This is a genomic window from Sodalis glossinidius str. 'morsitans' (assembly GCF_000010085.1).
Classification (GTDB): domain Bacteria; phylum Pseudomonadota; class Gammaproteobacteria; order Enterobacterales; family Enterobacteriaceae; genus Sodalis; species Sodalis glossinidius.
In genome coordinates this window covers 3,650,569-3,674,638 of sequence record NC_007712.1, presented here as the reverse complement: position 1 = coordinate 3,674,638, position 24,070 = coordinate 3,650,569, and the positions used below count along the sequence as shown (strand labels likewise).

Below are 24,070 nucleotides of genomic sequence, written 5' to 3'. Positions count from 1 at the left end.
TCCTTACCTGTACGATGTCGGTAAGTTGTGCGCCGTTGTCGTCCAGCATAAATGCGAATTGCACCGGCTACCGGCGTGGATTGCCGGCGGCATATCGCTCTTGGGCAAAATAAAATCCATGGTCATCGCCGGCCAGCCCAGCGCCGCGATGGCGCCGTGGGCGAGGGTAACCCGTTGGCCGTGCTGCGCTTTCAGGGTGCCCTCCCCCCGGTAGATTTGCGGCGTCGCCGCGGCCTGGTAGTCCGCCTATTGTGGCGTGGTTATGCCACTGTGGCCGTCGTCGCCGGAGGACTCTGCTGGCGCCGCTGCGCCGTGGCTGCCGGCCTGGTGGTCTGCCTGCTGTGGTGTGGCTATGCCACCGTGGCCGTCGTCGCCGGAGGGCTCTGTTGGCGCCGCCGTGCCGTCATTGGCGGCCGTCGGGCCTGCCAGCTGCGGTAAAGCGCCACGCAGACTGGCTTCGGAGTCAATCAGGAATTGCCCGGCGGTGACCTCGATTGGCCGGAAATAACCGTTACCCTCGGCCAGCAGCACGGTATTACGGCTGCCGATTTGCACCAGCGTGTCCTGCGGAATCGTCAGTACGGTTTCCCCTTGACCGCGGCCGTCGGCCCGCTATACCCGCATGTACATACCCGGCTGCAGGCGAGCGTCATGATTATCGATGGCGATGCATGCCCGGTAGGTACGGGGACTGTTCTCCACGAGCGGTAGCAACTCCTCGACGCGTCCGTGAAAACGCCTGCCCGGCGCGACGGCGCTGGCCTGCGCCTGCGGAAAATCGGCCACCAGCCACAGCGGATCCAAAGACGCCAGCTCAAACATCGGCTGCGCGGCGGTGACCTGGCTGCCTTCGCGAACCGACAATTTGTTGATGAAGCCGCTGGCCGGTGCGCGCAGCGTGAGGTAGATCTGAGGTTATCCGCTGCGCTCAACCGCGCGGACGACATCTTCTGGCGGCTCTGTTGAATAAATCAGAACTTGTGACTACGCCCCCCTAGCAGATCGATTGTTATGCGATCCGGATGCTGTTCGGCATTCCTAACAGCGTCATTTTGTTAAGCGCTTTGACCATCGCCATTGCCTCACCTACCTGCGCATCATAGTCACGCAGACTTAGATGATCGCCCATAAGCGTTTTGAACCGGAATATCGCTGTTTCAGCCACTGAGCGTCAATGATAGCCCACTTGCTTTTTCCATACATTGTTACTGCTGCTTAGACGCTGATTCGCAACGGTGTAGTTACGCTCATGGTATCGGTCTGGCCAATATTGCGCCCCACCTCGTGGAGGAATAAGAGGCCTTATTTTCTTCCTCAGCAGAGCATCATGACAGTAGCGGGTATCGTAAGCGCCATCAGCCAACGCTTCCCTGATTTTCCGCTGGGTCTGGTTTATCAGAGCTGGTAGGGCCTGAGCATCCGTCGTACCGCTGAGCGATAAGTCAGCACAGATAATCTCATGCGTTACACTGTCTGCGGCCATATGCAGCTTACGCCACACCCTCCGTCTGTCGGCACCATGCTGTCGGACTTTCCATTCAAGACCTTCAGGCCGGTTCCGTCAATGACTAGAGGTGAGATTTCACCCCGGGTCGGCGTTTTTATGCTGATCTTAACTGTCTTTGCTCGCTTGCTGATCAGCGAGTAGTCTGGGCATCTTAGCGGCAGCACCATCAGTTTAAAAATGGCGTCAACGAAGCCCTGTAAAGCGCTTAACGAAAGGCCAAACACGCGTTTCATCATCAGAACAGTGGTGATAGCCATATCTGCGTAGTGAAGCGGCCGGCCACGCCGTTCAGGCGTTGTTTTTTCCGTCCATGCAACAATTGCCGACTCATCCAGCCATATCGTCAGAGCCCCGCGCTGCTTGAGAGCTTTGTTTAAGTGGACCAGTTGGTTATTTTAAACTTTTGCTTTGCCATGGAGTGCAGATGTTGAAATGACGGTAGTGATCTGAGCAGACGATCACCTAAAAGTTATATTTATTCAACAAAGCCGTGAAAAAGTTGCGCTGCTAAGTTTAGAACTGCCATGAATAAATAAATTCAAACATGTGTTTTTATCTATTACCCATAGTCCATTTATTTTTCCATAATTAGTCGTATAGGTTGTGAAGTGGTCCTCTCTCCCTTTCTCTGGGTACCAAGTTTCTTGAGATTTATTTACAACAAAAGCTTTGTCATTTATTTTTCTCATAAAATCAGCCATATGATCGTCTTCATCAAATTCTAAATGGAATCTGAATGAAGAATAATCAGTAAGCATAACCTGCCTTCCTATATCACAATACCCAGATGTCCGCCATCTATATCGAAACCATTTTTCAGCCTCCTTTTCATCGCCATCTTATAAAAATAAATAAGCGCTAAGTTCAGATACCATCAAGCATAAATCAATTAATCCCAATGATGCATAATGTAAAATATCATCCGTTTTGCAATTTAGAAAATCTGCGGCTCGTTGGATTCTGCAATATTTAAAATAAATATTGGGATTCATTTTCCCTCCTTATTTAAAGATAGTTGGCGATCTAAAAAATCAGAATACCACTGCATCATTTCTCGATGCTGTTCTAAATAAAGTGCATGATTGTATATTCCTCTTATTGCATTCTTATCAACGTGAGCCAACTGTAACTCAATATGACGAGAATCAAAATTATTCTAATGTAAAATCGTGCTCATTGTATGTCATAAAACTATGACCACATATTCTTCCTGTGTAACCAATATAATTTATTACTTAGTTAATGCTTGTCCTTGCCATTGGTTTTTTTAATGTATTTCTGCTTTAATATTTATAATAATATTAATTATATGCCTTGATAGCGGAACAGTGTGTATTCTTCTTTTTTTCATTCTTTCTGCTGGTATCGTCCATGTTTTCTTTTCAAAGTCTATGTCACTCCAAAGAGAATCCACTAATTCATCGGGTCGTAGGCCTGTATGCATAATTAACATAACTGCACTTTTGGTAATTGGACTCCCCTTGTAAGAAAAAAGAGCTTGAATGAAATGAGGTAACTCCTCTGCTGACAGAAATGAATAATGATTGCCTACCTTTGTGTTAAGTATTTCTCCAAGTTCAGAGGCTGGATTAACTTCCGCTCTTCCTGTAGAAATGGCATATCTGAAGATATTATTACACCATTGACGTGTTTTTTTGCTGGCTGAGCAGCCCCCTTTTTTCTTGTTTTTGCAAGATTCTTAAAATATCTAGCGGCTTAATTTCAGACAAGTTTTTCTTACCAATGACGGAAAAAACATCTGAACGTATATAAAGAACAATAGCCTTTCTGTAACTGAGGCTCCATTCACTTTTGTTAGAGTCGAACCATTCTTTTGCTATCTTTTCAACATTCTCTCTGGAGTTTTTCTTTTTTTCTTGCTGTTTTAATACACAGGGATCTTTACCTTGAGATAAAAACCATTTTGCTTTATTGTGCGCTTCTCCGGCTTGTTTGAGCGATACATGAGGATATTTACCAATAGATAAACTCTTCTCTTTTCCCATAAATCTAAAATTGAAACGCCACAGTTTTGATCCAGAAGGCGTAACCATTATAAGAAGCCCTCCTCCATCACTGCGCCTATAGCAACGTCCACACGCCTCTAACCTTATGATTTCTAAGTCAGTTAATGCCATTTTTAAACCTCAAGTGGGGTATTTTCTAAATGTAGTAAAGTTGGCGACTGCTAACTTTACTAAAATACCCCATAAAAGCATCAAGATTTAATTATACTATTTTATACTTATTAATATATTAATATTAACTAAGTTTTTATTTTATTGTTATTTTTAAAATAATGTGTTATTTTACATCAACTGTCACTCTGCATGATGCCCACGCGCTTCATGGTCATGCCTTCCCGAGTAAAGCGGCGATCGTTACTGCCGCCCCGCCTACCGGGACATTTTCAATACCGAATTTGAGCTTCGGATCCGGCAATTGTTGGCTGGCGGTGTCGGCCTGCTTCTCCAGCGCCTGACGTTGATAAACGGTGGCGGATAAATCCGCTGAGTAGCGTTCGGCACTGACCAGTGACTCAGACAACCCCATCTCTTCGGTGTCGGCAGCCGTCGAGAACAGGAGCGCGAGAACCAGCCATGCCCGAGAGTATCGGCACGGTAATAGCATGATTTTCCTCGTTCAGGGCTGGACAGGCTGAATAGCGCTAACGGTATAGGTACCGTCCTGCAGGCGGAAACTGAAGTTCACCGCGGTACCCTTGGCGAGCGGCCTGGACGCCAGCGCGTCCGGCAGCGCAAAGGTCATGGTCATCGGTGGCCATTTGAGGGCGGGGATCGCGTGGTGGGCGATGGCGACTTCGTGATCTCCCCAGCGCGCGATAGCGCCCTAGGCGCTATAGGTGGCAGCAGCGGTATCGACATCGGCCTGTTGCATCGCTCGGGCGTCGGCGGTGGTCATGGGAGGAGTGGTGAGGGTAGCGGGGTGGTCGTGCATCATCTGCGCCATGTCGGAGGGGTGGTTGTGCACCGTCTGCCCGGCAGCATTATCGGCGCAGGCGGGTGTAATGGCTGCGGCTACGGTCAGCGGTGAAAAAACAAAAAACAGGCTTACAACAGCGTTAGCGCTGAGCAATAAAATACGCATGAGAATAATTCCTGAGCAAAAGTCATTTCCTGCCGGCGCAAAGTTTGCGACGGCAACCCGTGGCGTTTTGTCAGGTGGTTATTCCCGGTAACGGCAGAATTTCTCTTCCGCCGGCGGTCCTGCAATGGGAGGCATTAGCCAGGCAACGGTATGCAGCTGCGGCGGCCCATGCCGATCGATAAGACTGAGTCTGGCGCTGTTCGGCAATGTGATCAGCGGGGCGTGTTGATTATCCTGCTGCACCGAATCCGGTACGCAGTGTTTATCACAGATCGGTTCGGAGGTCAGGGTGTGGCCCGGCTGCGGAATGACACTGTGTATCATGCCTTCGCTATGCTGAATACTGGGCGGCAGCGAGATGGGTTTCAGATTGCAATCGTGGCTGGACAGCGCCAGTTGCGCGTTCATCCACAGCCAGATAAACAGCATGCACTGCCAGGCAATCCGCCGGCGGCGGCTGCGAAGCAGGTGGCTGAATCGGTTGGGACGAACTAAAGCGAGCATAAGGTTCCTGTTTCAGGTGACCAACATCAGGCTGGGCAGACTTCAGTGAACGCGAAAAGTACGCCTGGATTATTGATGTGTATAAATGTTATCGTGATAAACATATTCTGCGGGAGCAAATTTGCGCAAATTGACAATTTGCGGCGCAGGCGGCAAATCGGGGTGCCGGCGCACGCGCTGCAATAACCGGCTAACCGGTGCAAGATTCGCCGGGTGCCGCGGATCGCCGCCCGACAGGGAAAGTCCCTGCCGCCTGACGCGTGTGTCCTGCAAATGGCAAATAATGAGATCCTCCATTTGCGTGGTAAACGGCTGACCGGAATTAAGCCGCCAGGTGATTTTGTTGTAACACCCCGGACACTGATGTTCGCAGCCGGAGACAAACAGCGTACAGCGCGTACCGGAGCCGTTGATGACATCCACCGGGTAGTACTAGTGATAATTCATTGCCGCTTAGCCCAGCTCACCGGTCGAAAGATGCTTAACGCGCCGTTTGACTTCCTCCTGCTTACCGGCATTGAAGGGGCGCGCATCCGGGCTGCCCAGATAGCTGCAGACCCGCCGGGTTATGATTGCCGCATTTTGGACAGGTAAAGCCCTTGCTGGTACAGGCGAATTCCCCGGTAAAACCGCACTCGTAACATTCATCGATAGGTGTATTGGTACTGTAGTAAGGCACGCGCTGATAGCTGTAATCCCAGACATCTTCCAGCGCCCGCAGATTGTGCTGCAAATTGGGATACTCGCCATAACAGATGAAACCGCCGCTCGCCAAAGGGGGATGGGGCGCCTCAAAGTCCAGTTTGTCATAAGGGTTGACCTTCTTTTCCACATCCAAATGGAAACTGTTGGTGTAGTACCCTTTATCGGTCACCCCGTCGATAATACCGAACTGGGCGGCGTCCAGCCGGCAGAAGCGGTCGCACAGGTTTTCGCTCGGGGTGCTGTACAGGCTGAAACCATAATAGGTTTCCTTCTTCCAATTGTCGGTCGCCGCCTGCAACCGTGCGACGATCGCCAGCGCTTTTACCCCGTCCAGGCGGGCGATGCGTGTCATTAACGCGTTTTAGCAGCTCGGTGGTAATGGGCCGTTTTTCGTCGTTGAAGACCATCGCGCCAAGAAGTGCCGTAAAGGCGGATGAGCGCACCAGGGCCATAATGAAATCCGCCTCCGCTTCCTCACGGCAAGGCAGGAAATAGAGAGTGTCGTCCAACACCACAGGTTTGTTATTCATCGGTCCGACTTTCATGAAATTGAGCGATTTATAGAAACCGGAGATGGCGACTTTCCAGGGCGCAAAGGTATAGGCACCGACGCCAAAGACCGAAAAGCGTGGCTTGCCCCGATAAATAACGCTGCACCGGGCATCGAATCTGTCCGCGTGATCCAGAAGGTAGCGCCACGTTTTCGGCACGGTGTCGGCAAGTAGGGCGGTGTTTTCCCCGATCTGTTTTTGGGTGACAATCATGAAGCGATCCGCTCTCGTCCTCCCTTTCGCCACATCCGAGCTTTTTAGCAGCGGGAACAGGAGGTCAGGCTCGAGGTGTATCTGCTCCCCAAGCCCATTGGTCAGCCAGTCGTCAGCCGTTATTGCTAGCTCCATTACTTTTGAGCAATCGTGCTTTACCCCCGAGCGCCAGACGTAATGCGCGTTGATGGCAATCAGGTCGCGGTGCGGGTGTACGACTGCACATTGGATACCAGGAAACCGTCGTGGAAACCAATGGTGGATTCAGGATCCGCAGCCTGCAGGCTGGCGAATACATCGCAATCTTGCGAGGGGTTCACTTGGGCTACCGGCAAAATAAAAAGGCATGCCTCGACGGCCGCGCCAAAATGCTGCATGGCGTCGATCTTGTAGATAGCGGCTCATCCCACCGGATCAGCCCGCCGCCACGCCTGGCGTAGAAGCTTGCGCGCTACCGACGTCTTGACGAGCATCGCGATCCAGCCGGCACGTTCGCGAAGCCATTCAAGCTGATTAAGCAGCATCCATTCGGAAATATCGAATTCGCCTTACCCGTAAGTGCTTCCAGTCCCTTATGGCCCTGGAAATTGCTTTTGGTGGGCAGGTTGGTGCTCTTGAGCAGACCCAGTTCGGCGTTGGTAACCCAAGGCGGGTTGCCCAGCACCAGCTAGGGTCCCGGATCGCTAGCCAGCAAAGCGTCCCAGTCGACGCTGAAGAAGTCGTCTTGCTCCACCCGGGCGGCATTCTTCAGGCGCAGCCGGGCATCCATTACGTGCGCCGCGTTAATCTCCACGCCCAGCATGTGCCGCGCTGCGGTGAAATGCTCGGCGGCGGCCTGCAGGAAAGCGCCCTGACCGCAAGTGGGTTCCACGATCGCCCCCGGTGAGATACCGCGGCGAGTTAGAACGGCACAAACGTCGCGCGCCAGGTCAAGCGAGGTTTGAAAATCCCCAAATTGCAAGACGTTTTGCTCCTTTCTCCGGCCATCGTCAGCGCACCCGTTCCAGGCTGTCCACGGCGCCCGCCTGTGAGATAATCTGGCCCGCCATTGCAGCGCGTTTGAAATGGTGAGATAGCCTTGCAGAGGGGGCTCGTGCAGTACCGCTTCCACGATGTTGCGCGCCTCTATTTCGTCAACGGGCAGGTTCTTATCCTGGATGAAAGCGACGATATCGTCCGCATTGCCGTCATTCTCAATAATTTGACGTAGCCCCCGTGTCATCTGGAAGTCAGCGGTACGGTGCTTATCGACGAAAATCGTGTGCAGCATATTTAGCCGGCCGGTGCGCGCGTCAGGATCGTCTGTTTTCTCATAGACGAACACAATGAGATGATAGCCGAGCCCGTATATCTTCTGGAGCGCTGACTTATCGGGGCAGGAGGATTGCGGTTGCCGGATACTCGTAACCTTGATGTCGACGTTCAGGCTCAGGAGATCGATGCCGTTGGCCGAATTACCCGCCCCAAAGCGATAGCGTTCCATAAGATGGAAGGTGAATTTGTGCTCAAAATAAGTGCTGACCGCCTTACCGTCCGTCACCCCGAATAGCGCCGGTTCGTCGTACATGCTTTCCACCGCCGTGAAGTTGGCAGTTTCTGCCCACAGATGTTCAAGTATCAGTTCTATTTTCTCGGCGAACACGGATTTTCCATTAATATTGTCGCATGTGGCGTTCAACCACCGCAGAGCGTGCTGCCGCTCCATCTTGTTTCAGGGGCTAACCGTGGCTGCTGTTCGGGGAGCGTTAGGCGCGCGCCGCCTGACGCCTAACGCCCATCGCCAGGGCAAACGGCCCGGGGGGTGTCCTGGCCGGGCATATAGCAAAGCGTGGCGGCATTGACGCTGTGGCTGAAATGCGCATTGGGTGCCCAGGTGAAGAAAGCGAGCAGGCGCTGATACTCTCTAAAAACGATCGTTAACGCCGGGCGGGCATCGGACCTCTGAAGCGCCGCTACCAGTAGGCGCGCCAGGGCTGGCTCATTCGTACCAGCGCCTCCACATAAAAGTAATCGCCCCAGCTGCAGCATTCGTCCACTCCTTTGTTGCTGGCGAGATGGTAAACCGAGTGCTTGAGCAAGCCATTGCCGGGCTCGTCTGGTCGGGCCAGATAGTGGCGGCTCAATGAAGATAGGATTGCCATCGCCGCCTGCTGGTAGTTTTCCCGGTCTGGATCGGTAAGCGGTAAATGTTTGACCAGCTCCAGCAGCCCGCATACCGCAATCGCCGCCGCCTAGCTATCGCGCAGCGCATCCGTGCCAAGTAACGCCAGATCCCAATGGCACACGCTGTCCGCCGGCAGACGGTTGAGGAAATAATTTTCCAGCCGGCGAGAGAGTTCCAGAAATTGCCTGTCGCCGGTATAGTTATAGCTGAGCAGGAGGCCGTAAATGCCCCAGGCCTGGCCGCGCGACCAGCAGGAATCGTCGGCATAGCCCTGCTGGGTATTGCCATAACGCGGCTCGCCGCTGACCACATCCATATAATACGTATGCCAGGTAGACGCGTCCGGGCGCACCAGATAGCGAGCCGCCTGCGACGCATGACGACGGGCGGCATCGGCGAAGCGGCAATCGCCGGTCTGCTCGCTGGCCCAATAGAGCAGGGGCAGATTCATATTGCAATCAATGATCATTCGCCCGGCCTGCTGCGGGTCGGTCAAATCTCCCCAGGCTTGGATGATCCCGGCACGCGCGTGAAACCGTTCCAATAGCGCTTGTGCCGCGAGCAACGCGAAGCCGCGCGCCTTGGCGTTGCCGGTCAGGCGCCAGCCGCTGACGCAGGAAAGCGTATATAAAAAGCCCAGATCATGGGTGTCGGTGTCCTGGCGACCGGCAATCCGCACACCAAAGGAGCGCACCTGCTGCAGGGCCGCTTGCCGGTAGGAGTCTTTGCCGCTCAATTCCCAGGCCAGCCAAAGTTGGCCGGTCCAGAAGCTGGTGGTCCATTCGACATTTTCCGTAAGCGGATAGTAACCGTTAACACAGGCTTCGGCCGGAAACCGCTCGCCAAACTCGGCGAGATTGAGATCGATGATGCTCAGCGTCCGGCGGTGCGCTTCGATGAGCTCGCTCGACAACTGCCGGCCTTCGAGGGGGCACCCGCCGAAGACGCGTAAGGGTTCTTTAACAACTGCGATAGTCATGGTGTTCTCCCTGGGACAAAACGGCATCAATGTTTGACGGTACGGGCGTCATGTAAAAGAGGGGGCGACGTGACCTCGGCCGGCGTGCCGGGACGAGGCTGACGGCGGCAGGCGGATAAGGTAAACAGCGAGATAAAGGTAAACATTAGCGCCGTGCCTCCCATCAAGATATAGGTATAGGCAAAGCCGATGCGCTCATACAGGTAACCCACCGGCGAGGCAATGGCGATAGAGCCTACGTAGATCATGGCCTGATAGCCCAGAAGGTACATGTGGCGTTGACCCGTCGGTCGAAATGTTCAGCGATATACTTAAACACCGAAATCAACAGCAGTGACATCTCCAGACCGTACAGGGGCTTGATGATGGAAATGATCAGCGGATCGCTGGTTACTCCGGACGCCATCAGCCGCAGACCGATCACCAAACCGGTCAACAGCAGCCCGGTTTTGGCACCGATTCGGTTCACCAGTAGCGGAATGCCCATCATCATGACAAATTCGGTAGCGGACTGGACGGTGCTCAGATAGCCGAAGAGCGCGTTGCCCTGATGTACGTCTCTGAAAAACGAAACGAAGTAGCGTGAAAATTGCTGCTCGGCGATAAACATCATCCACACCACGCCCGCCACATACAGACAGAATGCCCAGAATTTACGGTTGCGCAGCAGATGGCCGACATCGGCCAGGACGATTTTCTCGCGTCCGATCACCGCGTTTATTTCGGCGCTGGGCGCGGCGACTTTAAGGCTGAGCAGCACTACCAGCATGATAAGCGAGGCGACGCTACCGAGCAGAAAATTGATGGCGGGCGAGATGTTAAATAACACGCCGGAGAAGGACGCGGCCGCCGCCCAGCCCAGCGATCCCCACATGCGGATTTGGCCGAATTCAAAACCGTTAAGGCGGCTGAACCGATCAGCATAAGACTCACAGGCCGCCACGCCGGCATACCAGGCGAAACTCAGATAGATACCGCCGACGATAATGCTTGCCGTCACATGGCGCAGCAGCAGCGTCTGATAAACATAGATGAAAAACGGCGCCATCAGGGCGGGGACATCGCCACCACAAAATAGAGCAGCGCTTTGCTCATGCCGATTTTATCCATGATATAGCCGTACACCGGCTTCAACAGCACGGCAAACACGCCGTTGACGGCAAAAACGGTACCAATCATGGAGCTGCTCAGGCCGGTTTGTTGACCCAGCCAGATGGCGAACAGCCCGATACTGGCGGATCAGGTAAAGAAATAGAGAAAAATAAAGGCGCTGATTTTGTAATAACCGCTTCTGTTTTCAGAGTGAATAAACATCGTGGAAGCCTCGGAATGATGCAAAAAAAGAAATCATTAAAGGGTGAGGACAACTATCTGGTCCTGGAGCGGGTCGATAAGCCGCAGGCAACCATCGCCGCGTATTGCCACGGGTGGCTGGTGCGGCGGCGGAGAGTGCGGACTGGCGTATGCCGCGCAGTAAAGCCAATGTTCGCCGGGCGCGAGCGGGCCGTCAGGGTGGGGATTAGGGCGCAATCGGCAAACATGATGCTGCTGTTTGGCGGTGTAGTGACATGATCCGGTTGGCGTGGCGTACCCGCGCTGATATCCTCGATGAGGCTGAAACCGTTATCGGCGTCGGTGCGCAGATTGCATGCGCACCTGCCAGGGGCCGAGGGGGATAAGCCAACTGGCAATCTCCACGTCTGGCCAGGGCGTCCAGCGGCAGAAAATGCCTTTTGCGCTTACCGACATATCGCGACAGTCGCGCCGGCCGCGTGTTTTAAACCAAATCGGCCGCGTTCGACGGTAAAGCCGAAGTGGCTGGAATAGTCGAACTTGGTGTATTTGGCCTCGGTGTTAACGTAATTATTTAGCTCAAGCTGGCCGGCGGTAAGCATAGACACGTGCCGGGACCCGGCGTCATGCAGGAGAATTTGCCCGGCCTCGGGCACCGTTCTTTGGCGCGCGAGCGCGGGCAGGGACTCCTCCGGCGCTTGCCAGAACGCATAGGACGCCGGTAACGCCAGCACCAAAAAGAGTTTGAATGCCCAATAGGGGGAGCCGGGGGAGTTGTAGTCCTCCGCCATGACAAGGTTCGGGTAGTGATACCCGATGGTCAGGATGCCATCGCGGTCAAAGATCGACTGTGCCAGCCAGTAACGCAAATGACGCATGATGAGCCCTTTCATCTGGCCCGGCGTGAGCGTTTTCAAGCCGGCAAAGGCAGCGGCGCCCCAAAATGCTGCTTCGGCGAAGCGATAAGTCAGGCTGCGGCCGAATGGTACCGCCGCGCCGTCGGCCGCGAACATATAGATGAAATCTTTGGTAAAGCGTTCCGCCCGCGTGCGGCATCGTCCTCCGCCATCAGGGTGGCGTAAATCAGACCATAATAGTAAAACGCCATCGAGATATAGTAATCTTTAGGCCGCCCGGCGCCGTCTGAATACCAGCCGTTGCCGAGATAATAGGCTTCCATCTTGGCAAAATGCCGGGCCACCACCTATAGATCCCAGGGCAAACCGGCTCGTTTGAAACCGAGCTGTACCATGATGGCAAAATAGTTCCAGTTGCTGTCCGGTAATTCCGCCTGAGTTATCTGGTCCAGCCAGCGAAAAAGGTTTTGCTGTTCGCGTTGGCTAAAACGCCGCAGAACCTCATCGAGCAGCAGCGCCAGCCCAAGGCCATACAACCGCCATTTCCACCAGGCGCTGATCATAAGGCCGCATCTCGCCCCAGTAACCGGGATGTTGCGGATCGGTACCGTGACGGATAGCGTCAAAATAGTTGTCGCTGAAAGGGCTTTCATCACCGCCGGCCAGCAGCGGAAATAATCCCCAGAGAACGCGCGACAGCCCCTCCATGGCGGCAATCTCAGGTGCATAGTGGGCGGCGGTGTTACCTAAGGGAATACCACTAGCGCCAGGCGTAAATTGACGGTCCAGCGCGCCCATCATGGCGTGTAAAAATTGGACGAGCAGCTGTCTATCGCTGCTTAATGCATCATCGGTCAGCCGTGATAAAAACATACCTTGCCTCCTGATTCTCGAAGCCTCAGTCACTGTTCCTGCGTCAGGTCATGACGTGATGAATGCGGGCGGCCCGACCGCTGGCGCTCAAATGTTACCTACTTCACAAATTAGGAGGATTTTTAAAACTTTGTTTGCTGAGAGAGGGGAATAGAGCGCTGAATTATAAAAATACTGCCAAAAATTTCATTCTGTTGACATCCATGTCTACCGATGCCACCGACTATTTGGAATTGATCCCACTGAATGAGCGCATTGTTTCTTTTAGCCGGCTCAGTGCTAATAGCGTGCGTTATCATCACTGGCACCAATGCCTGGAAATACTGTATGTTGAGCGCGGCTATGGAGTTATTATCATTGATAATCAGCAATATACTATGCGCCCGGGGCGGATGTTCATTTTTCCGCCCTTCAAACTGCACAAGGTATTGGTAGAAGAAAGTCAGCGCGAGTTATACCAGCGCACCATCATTCACCTTGATAACATCGTACGGCAGCGGTATACGATCTTAGCGACAGAGCCACGACGATTGACGCCATTTTCAGCCGTTTTAACACCGTTTTTCCTCATTGCTGCCACCCGCTTGAAGAGGTGGCCTGCCTGCTGCTGCAACTGATGGTTTTTTTGCCGCCGCAAACGGAAAACCAACGGGTGGTGGAACAGCGCCGCGGCGAGAGTGATGCAATGGATTGAGGAACATTACCCGCAAAAATTCAGGCTGGAGGCGCTGGCAGCCGACATCGGGTTGTCTGCCAGTTATGTATCGCGGCTATTTCGTCAGCAAACGGGCGGGTCAATACGTGAGTACTTACTAATCAGACGCGTCAAGCGCGCCTGCGAGCTGTTACGCGGTAGCGATAGCGCGGTGGCGGAGATTTCCCGCCAGGCCGGTTTTGCCGACAGCCCGTATTTCATTACCTGCTTTAAAAAGATGATGGGTCAGACGCCCCTTGCCTATCGCAAGAGCGGTCGTCACCGCATGTAACCGCCGGGGCGGGGGCGGCCGTAGCGGCCGTGATAACGGGTATAGTGTCGAGGGAGCGGTGCCGCCGGCAGGAATTGCCCCGCCGGCGCTCTACCTAACGGCGCACGGCGATAGCTTCGATCTCGATTTTCACATCTTTCGGCAGACGGGCGACTTCCACGCATGAGCGGGCCGGAAACGGCGCGTTGTGTTCGGTAAAAAAGGCTTCGTAGGTGGCGTTAACCGTTGCGAAATCATTGAGGTCTTTGACAAACACCGTCGTTTTTACGATATCCGCTACCTGCAAGCCCGCTGCTTCGACGATGGCTTTGACATTTTCCAGGGATTGGCGCGCCTGATCGGCAATGGCTTCCGCGACCTGGCCGCTTTTCGGGCATACCGGGATCTGGCCGGACGTGAGGATCATATTGCCCAGATCAACCGCCTGTACATAAGGACCGATGGCTGCCGGCGCGTTTTCCGTATTGATAATTCGGGTCATGGCTACTCCTGATGTTAAGATATTCAAAATCACGGCGGTCATGCGCTTTGAACCACCGCCTGGTGTTCAAATTCCTTCTCGCAATATTTGCACTGTAAATGCACCTGTTGACCGTGGACCTGCACGCGAAAACCGGACGCTACCGGCTCGCTGCGGCTGATACAGTTACTGTTAGGACAGGTGAGCACGCCGTCGATACGCTCCGGTAGCGAAAGCGTCTGTTTACGCACTACATCGTAATTGTCAATCCGGTTGACGGTGGCGTGCGGCGCATAAATGGCCAGCTGATTGGCCTGCTCTTCGGTCAGGAAAATATTTTCCAGCTTGATAAGATCCTTTTTGCCCTGCTGGTTGGAGGGCAAATTGAGACCGATGGTGATCCGTTCATCGGTGGCGGTCAGTTTAAACAGGCTGAGCAGTTTCATGCCCACCTGTGCCGGGATATGGTCGATGACCGTGCCGCGGCGAATGGCTTCAACCTGTAATTTATTATCTTGCGTCATGGGTGGTTCCCCTCATGCGGCCTGTTGTTGTTCAGGCGGTCGACTCTTACGCAGTATCGCGGCCGCTGGCCCGGCGCGGAAACGGCAGTACGCGCTGCTATGCTAGCCGGATGGTGTCCGGGTGTCTATCGGCAATCGCGCTCTCGCAAGCGGCGCCGTCACACAAGGCAGAGCGCCGGCGGCGCAAGGCTGCGAGAGCAAAAACGGCCTACCTTCTCCCCGAGCGCGTCCTTACGACGTCGGTTGATCCGGATTGTGGCCCAGCACCGCGGCCAGCAGCGCTTGACGGGCGAAAATGCCGTTACCGGCCTGCTGGAAATAATAGGCGTAGGGCGTATGGTCCACTTCAATGGCGATTTCATCGACCCGCGGCAGCGGATGCAGCACCTTCAGATTGGCGCGCGCCTGCAGCAAATCACCGGCATGCAGGACGAATTGCGCTTTTACGTTGGCGTACTCCGACGGATCCAGCCGCTCTTTTTGCACCCGGGTCATATAGAGGATATCCAGCTCCGGGATGACGTCTTCAATGCTGGCGTGGAGACTGTACGCGATGCCCTTTTCCTCCAGCATATGCAGGATATGGGCCGGCATCGCCAGCGCCTTCGGGGCGATAAAATAGAAGCGGTTACCATCGAATTTGGCCAGCGCCTGCGTTAGGGAATGTACGGTGCGGCCGTATTTCAAATCGCCCACCATGGCGACGCTGATGTGATCCAAGCGGCCCTGGGTTTCCTGAATAGTGAACAGATCCAACAGGGTCTGTGTCGGGTGCTGGTTAGCGCCATCGCCGGCGTTAAGAATCGGTACCTGCCCGGAAAATTCAGTGGCGAGGCGGGCCGCACCTTCTTGAGAATGACGCATAACGATGGCATCGACATAGGTGCTTATCACCGAGATGGTATCGGCCAGAGTCTCGCCTTTTTTTCCCAACGAAGTATTGTCCGCATCGGGGAAACCCACCACCGAGGCTCCCAAACGGTGAATGGCGGTTTCAAACGACAGGCGGGTCCGGGTCGATGCCTCGAAAAAACAGCTGGCGATTACCTTGTGTTTGAGTAATTCCGGCTGCGGCCGGGCCTTGAGCGCCGCGGCTGAGGTTAATACCATCTCCAGCTCCTCGCGGCTCAGGTCGTTAATGGAAATGATATGCTTTTGATAAAGGGGATTGACCATCTTTCCTTCCTCCTTATGAGCGCCGGTCATGCCGCCGAATGACGTGGGAATACGCCGGGTTGCGTGCAAAAAAAGCCCCTCATTGAGGGGCGATAATAACAGAATATAACGGGAGCAGCCGCGGCGATTGGCCGCCAGCGTGAAACGTATGCAGCTGAAAATATGCCAACGTGCTGATGCTGTGCATGGTTCCTCCCGGCAAATTGTCCGGCATTATACGCCGGTGAATTTCTACTTCAAGCCTAAATAATGTCCATCGACCTCGAAGGGGCCGTTTTGTCGCCGGAGTAAAATAACTGATGAATTGCGCTCACCTTTCACCCATTTCTTGCTTTACACTAAAACGACTTTTCATTTTCAGGGAAATATCATGATCACCGGTAACGTCAATCATCTCGAATTCATTCCGTATCTGCCCGACAAACTGCGCGCCGCCATCGAATACGTCAAACGCCACGTCAACGATGAGACGCCGGCGGGTAAACATGATATCGAGGGTAATGAAGTATTTGTCATCGTTTCCAACGATGTGACGGAGCCGCGGCAGGCGCGCCGCGCCGAATATCATGCCAAATATCTTGATATCCAGATTTTGCTGCACGGTACCGAAGCGCAGTGCTATAGCACGCTGCCGGCGGGCCAGCAGGAAAAACAGGTGGTGCTATAGGCGGGAGATTTCGTCGTGTATTTCCCGGGTGAAGTGCATACGCCGCTGTGCGCAGTGGGCGAGCCGGCGAATATCCGCAAGGCGGTGGTGAAGATTGATGCGGCACGGGTGGTCTGAGCCGCGCGCTGCATTAACTCCCGCGGTTGAAACCCTGGCCTGATAACACGCTAAGCCTCGGCGGCGCAGGCGGCGGACGAGAGTCCACTGACGGCGGCCATCGGGCGCCGCCAGCGATGCGTGTATGTTACCCGGCTGACGGTGGTGCGAGCGTCGCCACCATCACGGCTTTGATCGTATGCAGGCGGTTTTCCGCCTGATCGAAGACCACGCTATGGGGGGATTCAAACACCTCATCGGTCACTTCCATGCCGCCAGACAGGCCGTATTGCGCCGCCATCTGCTTGCCGAGCGTGGTCTTATCGTCATGAAATGCGGGCAGGCAGTGCAGGAATTTCACCTGTGGATTGCCGGTCTGACGCAGCAGGGCCATATTCACCTGATAGGCGCGCAGCAGCGCGATACGTTCCTGCCATACCCCTTTGTCCTCGCCCATGGAGACCCACACGTCGGTATAAATAAAGTCCACTGCCTTCACGCCGGCGGCGATATCCTCGGTCAGGGTGATGTCGCCGCCGTTTTGCTGCGCCAAACGGCGGCAGACGGTCACCAGCTCCTGATCGGGCCAACAGGCCCTGGGGGCGACCAGCCGCAGATCGAGGCCGGTCAGCGCCGCCGCTTCCAGCAGCGTATTGCCCATGTTATTGCGAGCATCGCCGACGTAGGCCAACTTCATTTGCTGAAAGGTTTTTTCCGGTAGACATTCCTGCATGGTCAGCAGATCGGCCAGTAGCTGGGTCGGATGGAATTCGGTTGTCAGCCCATTCCATACCGGCACGCCGGCGTAGCACGCCAGCGTCTCGACGATCCCCTGTCCGTAACCGCGGTATTGAATGCCGTCATACATGCGGCCCAGCACCCGGGCGGTATCTTTAATGGATTCTTTATGGCCAATCTGGCTGCCGCTTGGCCCTAAATAAGTCACGCGGGCGCCTTGATCAAAGGCGGCAACTTCGAAAGAGCAGCGGGTACGGGTCGAATCTTTTTCGAAGATGAGCGCAATATTTTTACCGGCCAGCCGCGGCGTCTCGCTGCCGGCGCGTTTCTGGCTCTTGAGGTCGGCGGCCAGCGCCAGCATCTGATTAATTTCGGCAGAGGTAAAATCCATCAATCTCAGGAAATTGCGTTGAAACAACTGATTCATCATCCATTTCTCCCTCAATATTCTGTCAAGCTGATTGAATTAAAATTCACTTTATATGTATTAATATTCAATTTAAAGTGCTGATGGCAAATCTTTTACCATTAAGCTGGAGCCGCACCCGCCGCTGTGTGAAAATAGTCATCCTACAGGCCGACGTATTGAGGACAGGGACATGGCACATTCATTTCTTGACGAGCAACGCGAAGAGACGCGTCTGATTATTGACGAGCTGCTGGAAGACGGCAGCGATCCCGAGGCGCTTTACACTATCGAACATCATCTCTCCGCAGACGATTTTGACACCCTGGAGAAGGTGGCGGTAGAGGCCTTCAAACTGGGTTATGAAGTAACCGATGCCGAAGAGCTTGAAGTTGAAGGCGGCGAAAAGCTGATGTGCTGCGATGCGGTTAGTGAAATCGCGCTGCAGGCGGAACTTATCGATGCGCAGGTGGAGCAGTTGTTCACCCTGACGCAGCGCTTAGAGGTGAATTACGACGGCTGGGGCACATACTTTGAAGATCCCGACGGCGAAGAGGAAGAAGGTGACGAGTTCGATCAGGATGACGAAGACGGCCCGGCGGACAGAGACGAGGTGCCCGCCACCCGCCATTAATTGCCCCCGCCGCGGTCGGCTGAAAGAGGACGCGAATACGACCGTTGCCGGCGCTATTTGCGTTCACTGCAGATGGTTATAACGTTTTCAACATGATGACTTCACAGTCAACATGGCCGGTATTGCCCATCGGGCCAGGGATATGGCAAAGGCCCAGCTTTTCATACAGCGCGATAGCGCGATCCAGCGTGGCGGTGGTTTCCAGATAGCATTGGCGGAAGCCCTGCTCACGGGCAAAGGTCAGCGCACTCTGTGCCAGCTCCCACGCCTCGCCCGCGCAGTTCGGGTAGAAAATACATCTTTTGCAGTTCGCAGATTGCCTCATTTCCGCCGCTTAACGGGGGGCGCGACGCCGCCTCCGCCTGCCAGTTCTCCCCGCAGTTCGATAACCCAATAGGCGCTGCGAAGTTTGCTGTAGAGCTTATAGAGGTGATCGAGATTAGGATCGGAGACGGTATAGCCTTTATCCGCCGTCAGGCCGAACTCGGCGGATCACCTGCGCGATGGCGCTATTATCTGCCAGCGTTATCGGACGCACCCGTATGGCATCTGCAGAGGTCGTGGGCATGGTCATGATCCGGATAGTGATAAGTAAAGGCACGATGGGTTAAAAGTAATAGCACAGCATGGCACACAGATGCAACCGAAACCCGCCGGGGCGCGATAGGCGAACGGCATAGCATGCTGGCATCCCGGCCATGGCGCGCCGGGAAAACCGCGATGGCGCGCTTATAAATCAGCGATAATCGCCTGCTGTTCCAGCAATTTTGCCCTGGATTGCTGATAGCTTTCCAGCTTCTCGCGCTCTTTCGTCACCACCGCCTCCGGTGCGCGGCCGATAAAGCCCTCGTTGCCGAGCTTGGCGGCAATACGGCTGATTTCGCCGTCGATGCGCGCGGCTTCTTTCGCCAGACGGTCCAGTTCGGCTTCCTTATCGACCAGACCCGCCATCGGAATCAGCAATTCGGCGCCGTCGATAATCTGGGTGACGGAAACTGGCCCTTTATCGTCAGCCGGCAGCAGGGTAATGCTGTCAAGCCGCGCCAAGGTAAGCATAAAGCTCAGATTCTCGTTCACCCGTCGCACTACCGCGGGGGACGCCTGGCGCAGCAGTACCGCCAGCGGCTTGCCGGGGGCGATATTCATCTCGGCGCGAATGGTACGCACCGCGACGATCGCTTGCTTGATCCATTCCAAATCGGTGAGTGCGTCGGCATCCACCAGCGCCGCATCGTAGGACGGAAACGGTTGCAGCATCAGGGTGTCACCCCGGTCGCCGGTAAGGGTTTTCACCCGCTGCCAGATGGTTTCGGTGATAAACGGAATGATCGGGTGCGCCAACTGCAGCAGCGCTTCCAGCACCGTAACCAGAGTATGACGGGTACCGCGCAGCTCGGCGTCGCTGCCGCCGCTCATCACCGGCTTGGTCAGCTCCAGATACCAGTCGCAGAACTGGTTCCAGGTAAACTCGTATAAAATGCCGGCCGCCAGATCGAAGCGATAATTATCCAGCGCCTCGCGGAACGCCTTCACCGTCTGGTTAAATTCCGCCAGGATCCAGCAATCCGCCAGCGACAGCACTTTGTCGCCACCGTGGAAGCCGCAGTCCTGCTCTTCGGTGTTCATCAAGACGAAACGGCTGGCGTTCCACAATTTATTGCAGAAATTGCGATACCCCTCCAGGCGTTTCATGTCCCAGTTGATATCGCGACCGGTAGAGGCCAGCGCCGCCAGCGTGAAGCGCAGAGCATCGGTACCGTGCGGCTCGATGCCGTTGGGAAACTGTTTTTCGGTGCGTTTGCGGATTTTGTCCGCCAGCTGCGGCTGCATCATGTTGTCGGTACGCTTTTGGACCAAATCGGCCAACGAGATGCCATCCACCATGTCCAACGGATCAATGACGTTACCTTTGGATTTGGACATCTTCTGCCCTTCTTCATCGCGGATCAAACCGGTCATGTAGACGGTTTTGAACGGCACCTGCGGCTTACCGTTGTCATCCTTGATGAAATGCATGGTCAGCATGATCATGCGCGCAATCCAGAAGAAGATAATGTCGAAGCCGCTTACCACTACGCTTGTGGGGTGGAAGGTACGCAGCGCGTCGGTGTTTTCCGGCCAGCCGAGGGTGGAGAAGGTCCACAGCCCGGAAGAGAACCAGGTATCCAGCACGTCGTCGTCCTGGCGCAGCGTCACGTCATCTCCCAACCGATGCTGCTGGCGTACTTCGACCTCTCTGCGGCCCACATAGACCCGCCCCTCGGCGTCATACCAGGCCGGTATACGGTGGCCCCACCACAGTTGGCGGGAAATGCACCAGTCCTGAATATCGCGCATCCAGCTGAAATACATGTTTTCGTAATGCTTCGGTACGAACTGGATCTCGCCCTGTTCCACCGCTTCCACCGCCACTTTCGCCAGCGGTGCGGTGCGGACGTACCATTGGTTGGTCAGCATCGGCTCGATGACCACGCCGCCGCGATCGCCGTAAGGGACCATGAGATCGTGGATCTTGACCTCGACCAGCAGGCCCAGACGATCGAATTCCGCCACGATAGCCTTGCGGGCGGCGAAACGCTCCAGGCCACGGAAGGGCGCCGGAATTTCCCCTGACACGACGTCGCTGGCCTCTCCGAAGGTATCGAATACCTCGCCGTCCTGACGGATATCGCCGTCAAAGGTCAGGATGTTGATCATCGGCAGCGCGTGGCGCTTTCCGACCTCATAGTCGTTAAAGTCATGCGCCGGCGTGATTTTGACGCAGCCGGTGCCTTTAGTCATGTCGGCGTGCTCGTCGCCGACAATCGGGATGCGGCGGCCGACCAGCGGCAGAATGACGAACTGACCTATTAAATCGCGATAGCGCGGATCTTCCGGGTTCACCGCCACGCCGGTGTCGCCGAGCATGGTTTCCGGCCGCGTGGTGGCGACCACCAGGTAATCCAGACCGTCGGCGGTGCGCGCTCCGTCGGCCAGGGGGTAACGCAGGTGCCACATTGAGCCCTTCGACTCGCGGTTTTCCACTTCCAGATCTGAAATCGCGGTGCGTAATTTCGGGTCCCAGTTCACCAGGCGTTTGCCGCGGTAAATCAAATCTTCCTCGTACAGGCGTACGAACACTTCTTTCACCGCGTTGGACAGCCCTTCGTCCATGGTGAACCGCTTGCGTTCCCAGTCCACCGAGTCGCCCAGCCGGCGCATTTGATGGGTAATGGTGCCGCCGGATTGCGCTTTCCACTGCCAAATTTTGTCGATGAAGGCGTCGCGGCCGTAATCGTGCCGGGTTTTGCCCTCTTCAGCGGCGATTTTCCGCTCCACCACCATCTGCGTCGCGATGCCGGCGTGATCGGTACCCGCCTGCCACAGGGTATTTTTACCCTGCATACGCTGATAACGAATCAGGGTATCCATAATGGTCTGTTGGAAGGCATGGCCCATATGCAAGCTGCCGGTCACGTTGGGCGGTGGGATCATGATGCAATAGCTATCCTGCCGGGTATCGTTGTTCGGCTTGAAATAGCCCTGCTGCTCCCAGTGCTCATACAGCGGCTGCTCGATATCTTTGGGATTGTAAGTTTTGTCCATTATGCGTCGTTAATCACTGCGTTGGTGGCGGGGCCGTAGTCAATTGGAAGCCGACGCTGCGATACGCTTTATAACGATCGCGCGCCAACTGTTTTAAAGTATCTTCATCCGGGACGAAGTCTATCACTTCATGGAAAGCGGAGGCAAAATCCGCACAGGCCGGCAGCAGGCTAATCAGCAGATCCCGCGGCGCATTGCAGCGGCGCTGTGGCCAGCAGATTTCCACCGGCGCGCCGTAGCGCGGACCTTCCCCCGCCAGGTTGTGCGGCACGAACGCATGGGGATCGCGTTCCCACAGCGCCTCGTCGAGCCTGAGCGCCTGAGCATCGTCCTCACAGGTGATAAGCACCCGTTTCCCCTGCCGCCATTTATCGGCCGCCAAATCGCAGGCGAGCCGCTCCACGGCGGTCAGCCCATCGCTGATGGCATGTTGGTCGAGCAGGTAGAAAGTTGCGTTTTTCATGTGCCGTTAAGTCAACAAGGGTATTACGGAAAAAACAGCGGGCGGCAAGCATACCTTTTTTACGGTTACTCGTCACCGTTGAGTCCGGTGCGGTTAAGCAAGAATTGCGACAGCATCGCCACCGGACGGCCCGTGGCGCCCTTGGCTTTACCGGAGCGCCAGGCGGTACCGGCAATGTCCAGATGCGCCCAATTATATTTACGCGCGAAACGGGACAGGAAGCAGCCAGCGGTAATCGCGCCGCCGGGCCGGCCGCCGATGTTCGCCATATCGGCGAAATTCGATTCCAGCTGCTCCTGGAACTCATCCCCCAGTGGCAAACGCCAGGCGCGGTCCCCGGCCTGCTCGGCGGCGCCGATAAGCTCATGGGCCAGCGGATTATGATTCGACACCAGCCCGGTCAAATGATGCCCCAGCGCAATAACGCAGGCTCCGGTCAGAGTGGCGACATCAATCACCACCTCCGGCTCGAAACGCTCGACATAGGTGAGGGCATCGCACAGCACCAACCGCCCCTCGGCATCGGTATTCAATACTTCCACCGTTTGGCCGGAAAGGGTGGTCAACACATCGCCGGGCCGGAATGCGCGGCCGTCCACCATGTTTTCGCAGCCGGCCAGTACGCCGACGATATTCAGCGGCAAATTAAGCTCCATCGCCATGCGCATCACGCCATACACCGTTGCGGCGCCGCACATATCGTATTTCATTTCATCCATGCTGTCGGCGGGCTTGATGGAAATGCCGCCGGCGTCAAAGGTCAGGCCTTTACCCACCAGCACAATAGGCCGCGCGTCGGCGTCAGGGCTGCCCTTATATTCGATGACCGACATTAGCGATTCATTGGCCGAGCCCTGGCCTACCGCCAGATATGCGTTCATCCCCAGCTCTTTCATCTGCTGTTCGCCGATAACCCGGGTAGTGGTAGTTTTGCCGTAGCCGTCGGCCAGCTGGCGCGCCTGCGAGGCCAGGTAGGCGGGATTGCAAATATTGGGCGGCATGTTGCCCAAGTCTTTAGCGGCCTTGATACCGGCGGCAATCGCCAGACCGTGCGAAATCGCGCGCTCGCCGCTGGTCAGTTCGCGGCGCGTTGGCACATTGAACACCATTTTGCGCAGCGGTCGGCGCGGTTCGATTTTATTGCTTTTCAGCTGATCGAAGGTATAAAGCGTCTCTTTCGCCGTTTCCACCGCCTGGCGCACTTTCCAATAAGTATTGCGCCCTTTGACGTGCAGCTCGGTCAAAAAGCACACGGCCTCCATCGAGCCGGTGTCGTTCAGCGTATTAATGGTTTTGTTAATGACCTGCTTATACTGGCGCTCATCCAGCTCGCGCTCTTTACCGCAGCCGATAAGCAAAATTCGTTCGGACAGCACATTCGGGACATGATGCAGCAGCAGCGTTTGTCCGACCTTGCCTTCCAGTTCACCACGGCGCAGCAGCGTGCTGATATAGCCATCGCTGATTTTATCGAGCTGTTCGGCAATCGGGGACAGACGACGTGGTTCAAATACCCCGACGACGATACAGGCGCTGCGTTGTTTTTCCGGGCTACCGCTTTTTACACTGAACTCCATGCAT

General features: G+C 55.2%; 18 protein-coding genes and 11 pseudogenes. 4 read left to right on the top strand and 25 right to left on the bottom strand.

What is annotated here, in order from left to right; all coding sequences use genetic code 11:
• Positions 1 to 3: 3 nt before the first annotated feature.
• The 13 genes and pseudogenes from SGP1_RS36830 to nrdD form a co-directional block, all read right to left on the bottom strand.
• Complete coding sequence (locus tag SGP1_RS36830) at positions 4 to 126, bottom strand: hypothetical protein (protein WP_424141127.1); 123 nt, start codon at positions 124 to 126, stop codon at positions 4 to 6.
• A 120-nt stretch (positions 127 to 246) separates the two neighbouring features.
• Positions 247 to 555 carry a hypothetical protein gene (locus tag SGP1_RS25000; RefSeq protein WP_050747857.1) on the bottom strand — a complete coding sequence of 103 codons (309 nt, stop codon included), beginning with the start codon at positions 553 to 555 and terminating at the stop codon, positions 247 to 249.
• Between the two features lie 57 nt (positions 556 to 612).
• Positions 613 to 864 carry an efflux RND transporter periplasmic adaptor subunit gene (locus SGP1_RS24995; RefSeq protein ID WP_050747856.1) on the bottom strand — a complete coding sequence of 84 codons (252 nt, stop codon included), beginning with the start codon at positions 862 to 864 and terminating at the stop codon, positions 613 to 615.
• A 145-nt stretch (positions 865 to 1,009) separates the two neighbouring features.
• Positions 1,010 to 1,922: pseudogene (locus SGP1_RS28380) on the bottom strand (IS5 family transposase).
• A gap of 64 nt (positions 1,923 to 1,986) precedes the next feature.
• Complete coding sequence (locus SGP1_RS30290) at positions 1,987 to 2,265, bottom strand: hypothetical protein (protein WP_148203599.1); 279 nt, start codon at positions 2,263 to 2,265, stop codon at positions 1,987 to 1,989.
• A gap of 509 nt (positions 2,266 to 2,774) precedes the next feature.
• Positions 2,775 to 3,011, bottom strand: a complete 237-nt coding sequence (locus SGP1_RS34465; RefSeq protein ID WP_243466310.1) for a tyrosine-type recombinase/integrase — start codon at positions 3,009 to 3,011, stop codon at positions 2,775 to 2,777.
• 129 nt (positions 3,012 to 3,140) lie between these two features.
• Positions 3,141 to 3,645, bottom strand: a pseudogene (locus SGP1_RS34460) (tyrosine-type recombinase/integrase); the annotation flags it as partial.
• A gap of 188 nt (positions 3,646 to 3,833) precedes the next feature.
• Positions 3,834 to 4,138: pseudogene (locus SGP1_RS19545) on the bottom strand (TolC family protein); the annotation flags it as partial.
• Between the two features lie 12 nt (positions 4,139 to 4,150).
• Positions 4,151 to 4,351 (bottom strand): copper-binding protein, encoded by a 201-nt coding sequence (locus SGP1_RS28375; protein WP_083764973.1) that lies wholly within the window; start codon positions 4,349 to 4,351, stop codon positions 4,151 to 4,153.
• Positions 4,352 to 4,357: 6 nt separating this feature from the next.
• On the bottom strand, positions 4,358 to 4,615 hold the full coding sequence (locus SGP1_RS19535; protein WP_041867231.1) for a hypothetical protein: 258 nt from the start codon (positions 4,613 to 4,615) through the stop codon (positions 4,358 to 4,360).
• A gap of 78 nt (positions 4,616 to 4,693) precedes the next feature.
• On the bottom strand, positions 4,694 to 5,119 hold the full coding sequence (locus SGP1_RS19530; protein ID WP_041867230.1) for a hypothetical protein: 426 nt from the start codon (positions 5,117 to 5,119) through the stop codon (positions 4,694 to 4,696).
• Between the two features lie 168 nt (positions 5,120 to 5,287).
• A pseudogene (locus SGP1_RS19525) lies at positions 5,288 to 5,542 on the bottom strand (4Fe-4S cluster-binding domain-containing protein); the annotation flags it as partial.
• A gap of 30 nt (positions 5,543 to 5,572) precedes the next feature.
• Positions 5,573 to 6,146, bottom strand: a pseudogene (nrdD, locus tag SGP1_RS28370) (anaerobic ribonucleoside-triphosphate reductase); the annotation flags it as partial.
• A gap of 687 nt (positions 6,147 to 6,833) precedes the next feature.
• On the opposite strand from nrdD, the gene SGP1_RS30990 reads away from it, so the two are divergent.
• On the top strand, positions 6,834 to 7,028 hold the full coding sequence (locus tag SGP1_RS30990) for a hypothetical protein (protein ID WP_158302454.1): 195 nt from the start codon (positions 6,834 to 6,836) through the stop codon (positions 7,026 to 7,028).
• A 227-nt stretch (positions 7,029 to 7,255) separates the two neighbouring features.
• Here the strand turns inward: SGP1_RS30990 and SGP1_RS31775 are convergent, their stop codons facing one another.
• From SGP1_RS31775 to SGP1_RS36825, 4 genes and pseudogenes are all read right to left on the bottom strand, one after another.
• On the bottom strand, positions 7,256 to 8,230 hold the full coding sequence (locus SGP1_RS31775) for a type II restriction enzyme (protein WP_011411932.1): 975 nt from the start codon (positions 8,228 to 8,230) through the stop codon (positions 7,256 to 7,258).
• 310 nt (positions 8,231 to 8,540) lie between these two features.
• A pseudogene (locus SGP1_RS19510) lies at positions 8,541 to 9,731 on the bottom strand (glycoside hydrolase family 88 protein).
• 26 nt (positions 9,732 to 9,757) lie between these two features.
• A pseudogene (locus SGP1_RS19505) lies at positions 9,758 to 11,045 on the bottom strand (oligosaccharide MFS transporter).
• Positions 11,046 to 11,081: 36 nt separating this feature from the next.
• Positions 11,082 to 12,754, bottom strand: a pseudogene (locus SGP1_RS36825) (DUF2264 domain-containing protein).
• A gap of 203 nt (positions 12,755 to 12,957) precedes the next feature.
• Between SGP1_RS36825 and SGP1_RS36820 the strand changes: the two are divergent.
• Positions 12,958 to 13,740, top strand: a pseudogene (locus SGP1_RS36820) (AraC family transcriptional regulator).
• Positions 13,741 to 13,834: 94 nt separating this feature from the next.
• Here the strand turns inward: SGP1_RS36820 and ridA are convergent.
• From ridA to pyrB, 3 genes are all read right to left on the bottom strand, one after another.
• On the bottom strand, positions 13,835 to 14,221 hold the full coding sequence (gene ridA / locus SGP1_RS19490) for a 2-iminobutanoate/2-iminopropanoate deaminase (RefSeq protein WP_011411929.1): 387 nt from the start codon (positions 14,219 to 14,221) through the stop codon (positions 13,835 to 13,837).
• Positions 14,222 to 14,259: 38 nt separating this feature from the next.
• On the bottom strand, positions 14,260 to 14,724 hold the full coding sequence (pyrI, locus tag SGP1_RS19485) for an aspartate carbamoyltransferase regulatory subunit (RefSeq protein WP_011411928.1): 465 nt from the start codon (positions 14,722 to 14,724) through the stop codon (positions 14,260 to 14,262).
• A 231-nt stretch (positions 14,725 to 14,955) separates the two neighbouring features.
• Positions 14,956 to 15,900, bottom strand: coding sequence for an aspartate carbamoyltransferase (gene pyrB / locus SGP1_RS19480; protein ID WP_011411927.1), 945 nt, complete (start codon positions 15,898 to 15,900; stop codon positions 14,956 to 14,958).
• Between the two features lie 370 nt (positions 15,901 to 16,270).
• On the opposite strand from pyrB, the pseudogene SGP1_RS19475 reads away from it, so the two are divergent.
• Positions 16,271 to 16,684 (top strand): annotated as a pseudogene (locus SGP1_RS19475) (YhcH/YjgK/YiaL family protein).
• Between the two features lie 127 nt (positions 16,685 to 16,811).
• On the opposite strand, the gene argF reads toward SGP1_RS19475, so the two are convergent.
• A complete protein-coding gene (argF, locus tag SGP1_RS19470; protein ID WP_011411925.1) occupies positions 16,812 to 17,828 on the bottom strand; it encodes an ornithine carbamoyltransferase in 1,017 nt (338 codons plus the stop codon).
• Positions 17,829 to 18,000: 172 nt separating this feature from the next.
• Here argF and rraB point away from each other — a divergent pair, with 172 nt between their 5' ends.
• Positions 18,001 to 18,441, top strand: coding sequence for a ribonuclease E inhibitor RraB (gene rraB, locus SGP1_RS19465; RefSeq protein ID WP_011411924.1), 441 nt, complete (start codon positions 18,001 to 18,003; stop codon positions 18,439 to 18,441).
• Between the two features lie 76 nt (positions 18,442 to 18,517).
• On the opposite strand, the pseudogene SGP1_RS19460 reads toward rraB, so the two are convergent.
• From SGP1_RS19460 to pepA, 4 genes and pseudogenes are all read right to left on the bottom strand, one after another.
• Positions 18,518 to 19,009: pseudogene (locus tag SGP1_RS19460) on the bottom strand (GNAT family N-acetyltransferase).
• 161 nt (positions 19,010 to 19,170) lie between these two features.
• The gene (locus tag SGP1_RS19455) at positions 19,171 to 22,026 is read right to left on the bottom strand and encodes a valine--tRNA ligase (RefSeq protein ID WP_011411923.1); all 2,856 of its coding nucleotides are present in this window, start codon (positions 22,024 to 22,026) and stop codon (positions 19,171 to 19,173) included.
• A gap of 13 nt (positions 22,027 to 22,039) precedes the next feature.
• Entirely contained in the window at positions 22,040 to 22,489 is a 450-nt protein-coding gene (locus SGP1_RS19450; RefSeq protein WP_011411922.1) for a DNA polymerase III subunit chi, read from the bottom strand.
• Positions 22,490 to 22,554: 65 nt separating this feature from the next.
• On the bottom strand, positions 22,555 to 24,066 hold the full coding sequence (gene pepA / locus SGP1_RS19445) for a leucyl aminopeptidase (RefSeq protein WP_011411921.1): 1,512 nt from the start codon (positions 24,064 to 24,066) through the stop codon (positions 22,555 to 22,557).
• Positions 24,067 to 24,070: the final 4 nt, after the last annotated feature.

Coding starts and splice junctions, on each gene's coding strand:
- SGP1_RS19450 (WP_011411922.1), bottom strand. CDS start 22,489: ATGAAAAACGCAACTTTCTACCTGCTCGACCAACATGCCATCAGCGAT.
- SGP1_RS19535 (WP_041867231.1), bottom strand. CDS start 4,615: ATGCGTATTTTATTGCTCAGCGCTAACGCTGTTGTAAGCCTGTTTTTT.
- SGP1_RS36830 (WP_424141127.1), bottom strand. CDS start 126: ATGACCATGGATTTTATTTTGCCCAAGAGCGATATGCCGCCGGCAATC.
- pepA (WP_011411921.1), bottom strand. CDS start 24,066: ATGGAGTTCAGTGTAAAAAGCGGTAGCCCGGAAAAACAACGCAGCGCC.
- pyrB (WP_011411927.1), bottom strand. CDS start 15,900: ATGGTCAATCCCCTTTATCAAAAGCATATCATTTCCATTAACGACCTG.
- pyrI (WP_011411928.1), bottom strand. CDS start 14,724: ATGACGCAAGATAATAAATTACAGGTTGAAGCCATTCGCCGCGGCACG.
- SGP1_RS30290 (WP_148203599.1), bottom strand. CDS start 2,265: ATGCTTACTGATTATTCTTCATTCAGATTCCATTTAGAATTTGATGAA.
- SGP1_RS19455 (WP_011411923.1), bottom strand. CDS start 22,026: ATGGACAAAACTTACAATCCCAAAGATATCGAGCAGCCGCTGTATGAG.
- SGP1_RS19530 (WP_041867230.1), bottom strand. CDS start 5,119: ATGCTCGCTTTAGTTCGTCCCAACCGATTCAGCCACCTGCTTCGCAGC.
- rraB (WP_011411924.1), top strand. CDS start 18,001: ATGGCACATTCATTTCTTGACGAGCAACGCGAAGAGACGCGTCTGATT.
- argF (WP_011411925.1), bottom strand. CDS start 17,828: ATGAATCAGTTGTTTCAACGCAATTTCCTGAGATTGATGGATTTTACC.
- ridA (WP_011411929.1), bottom strand. CDS start 14,221: ATGACCCGAATTATCAATACGGAAAACGCGCCGGCAGCCATCGGTCCT.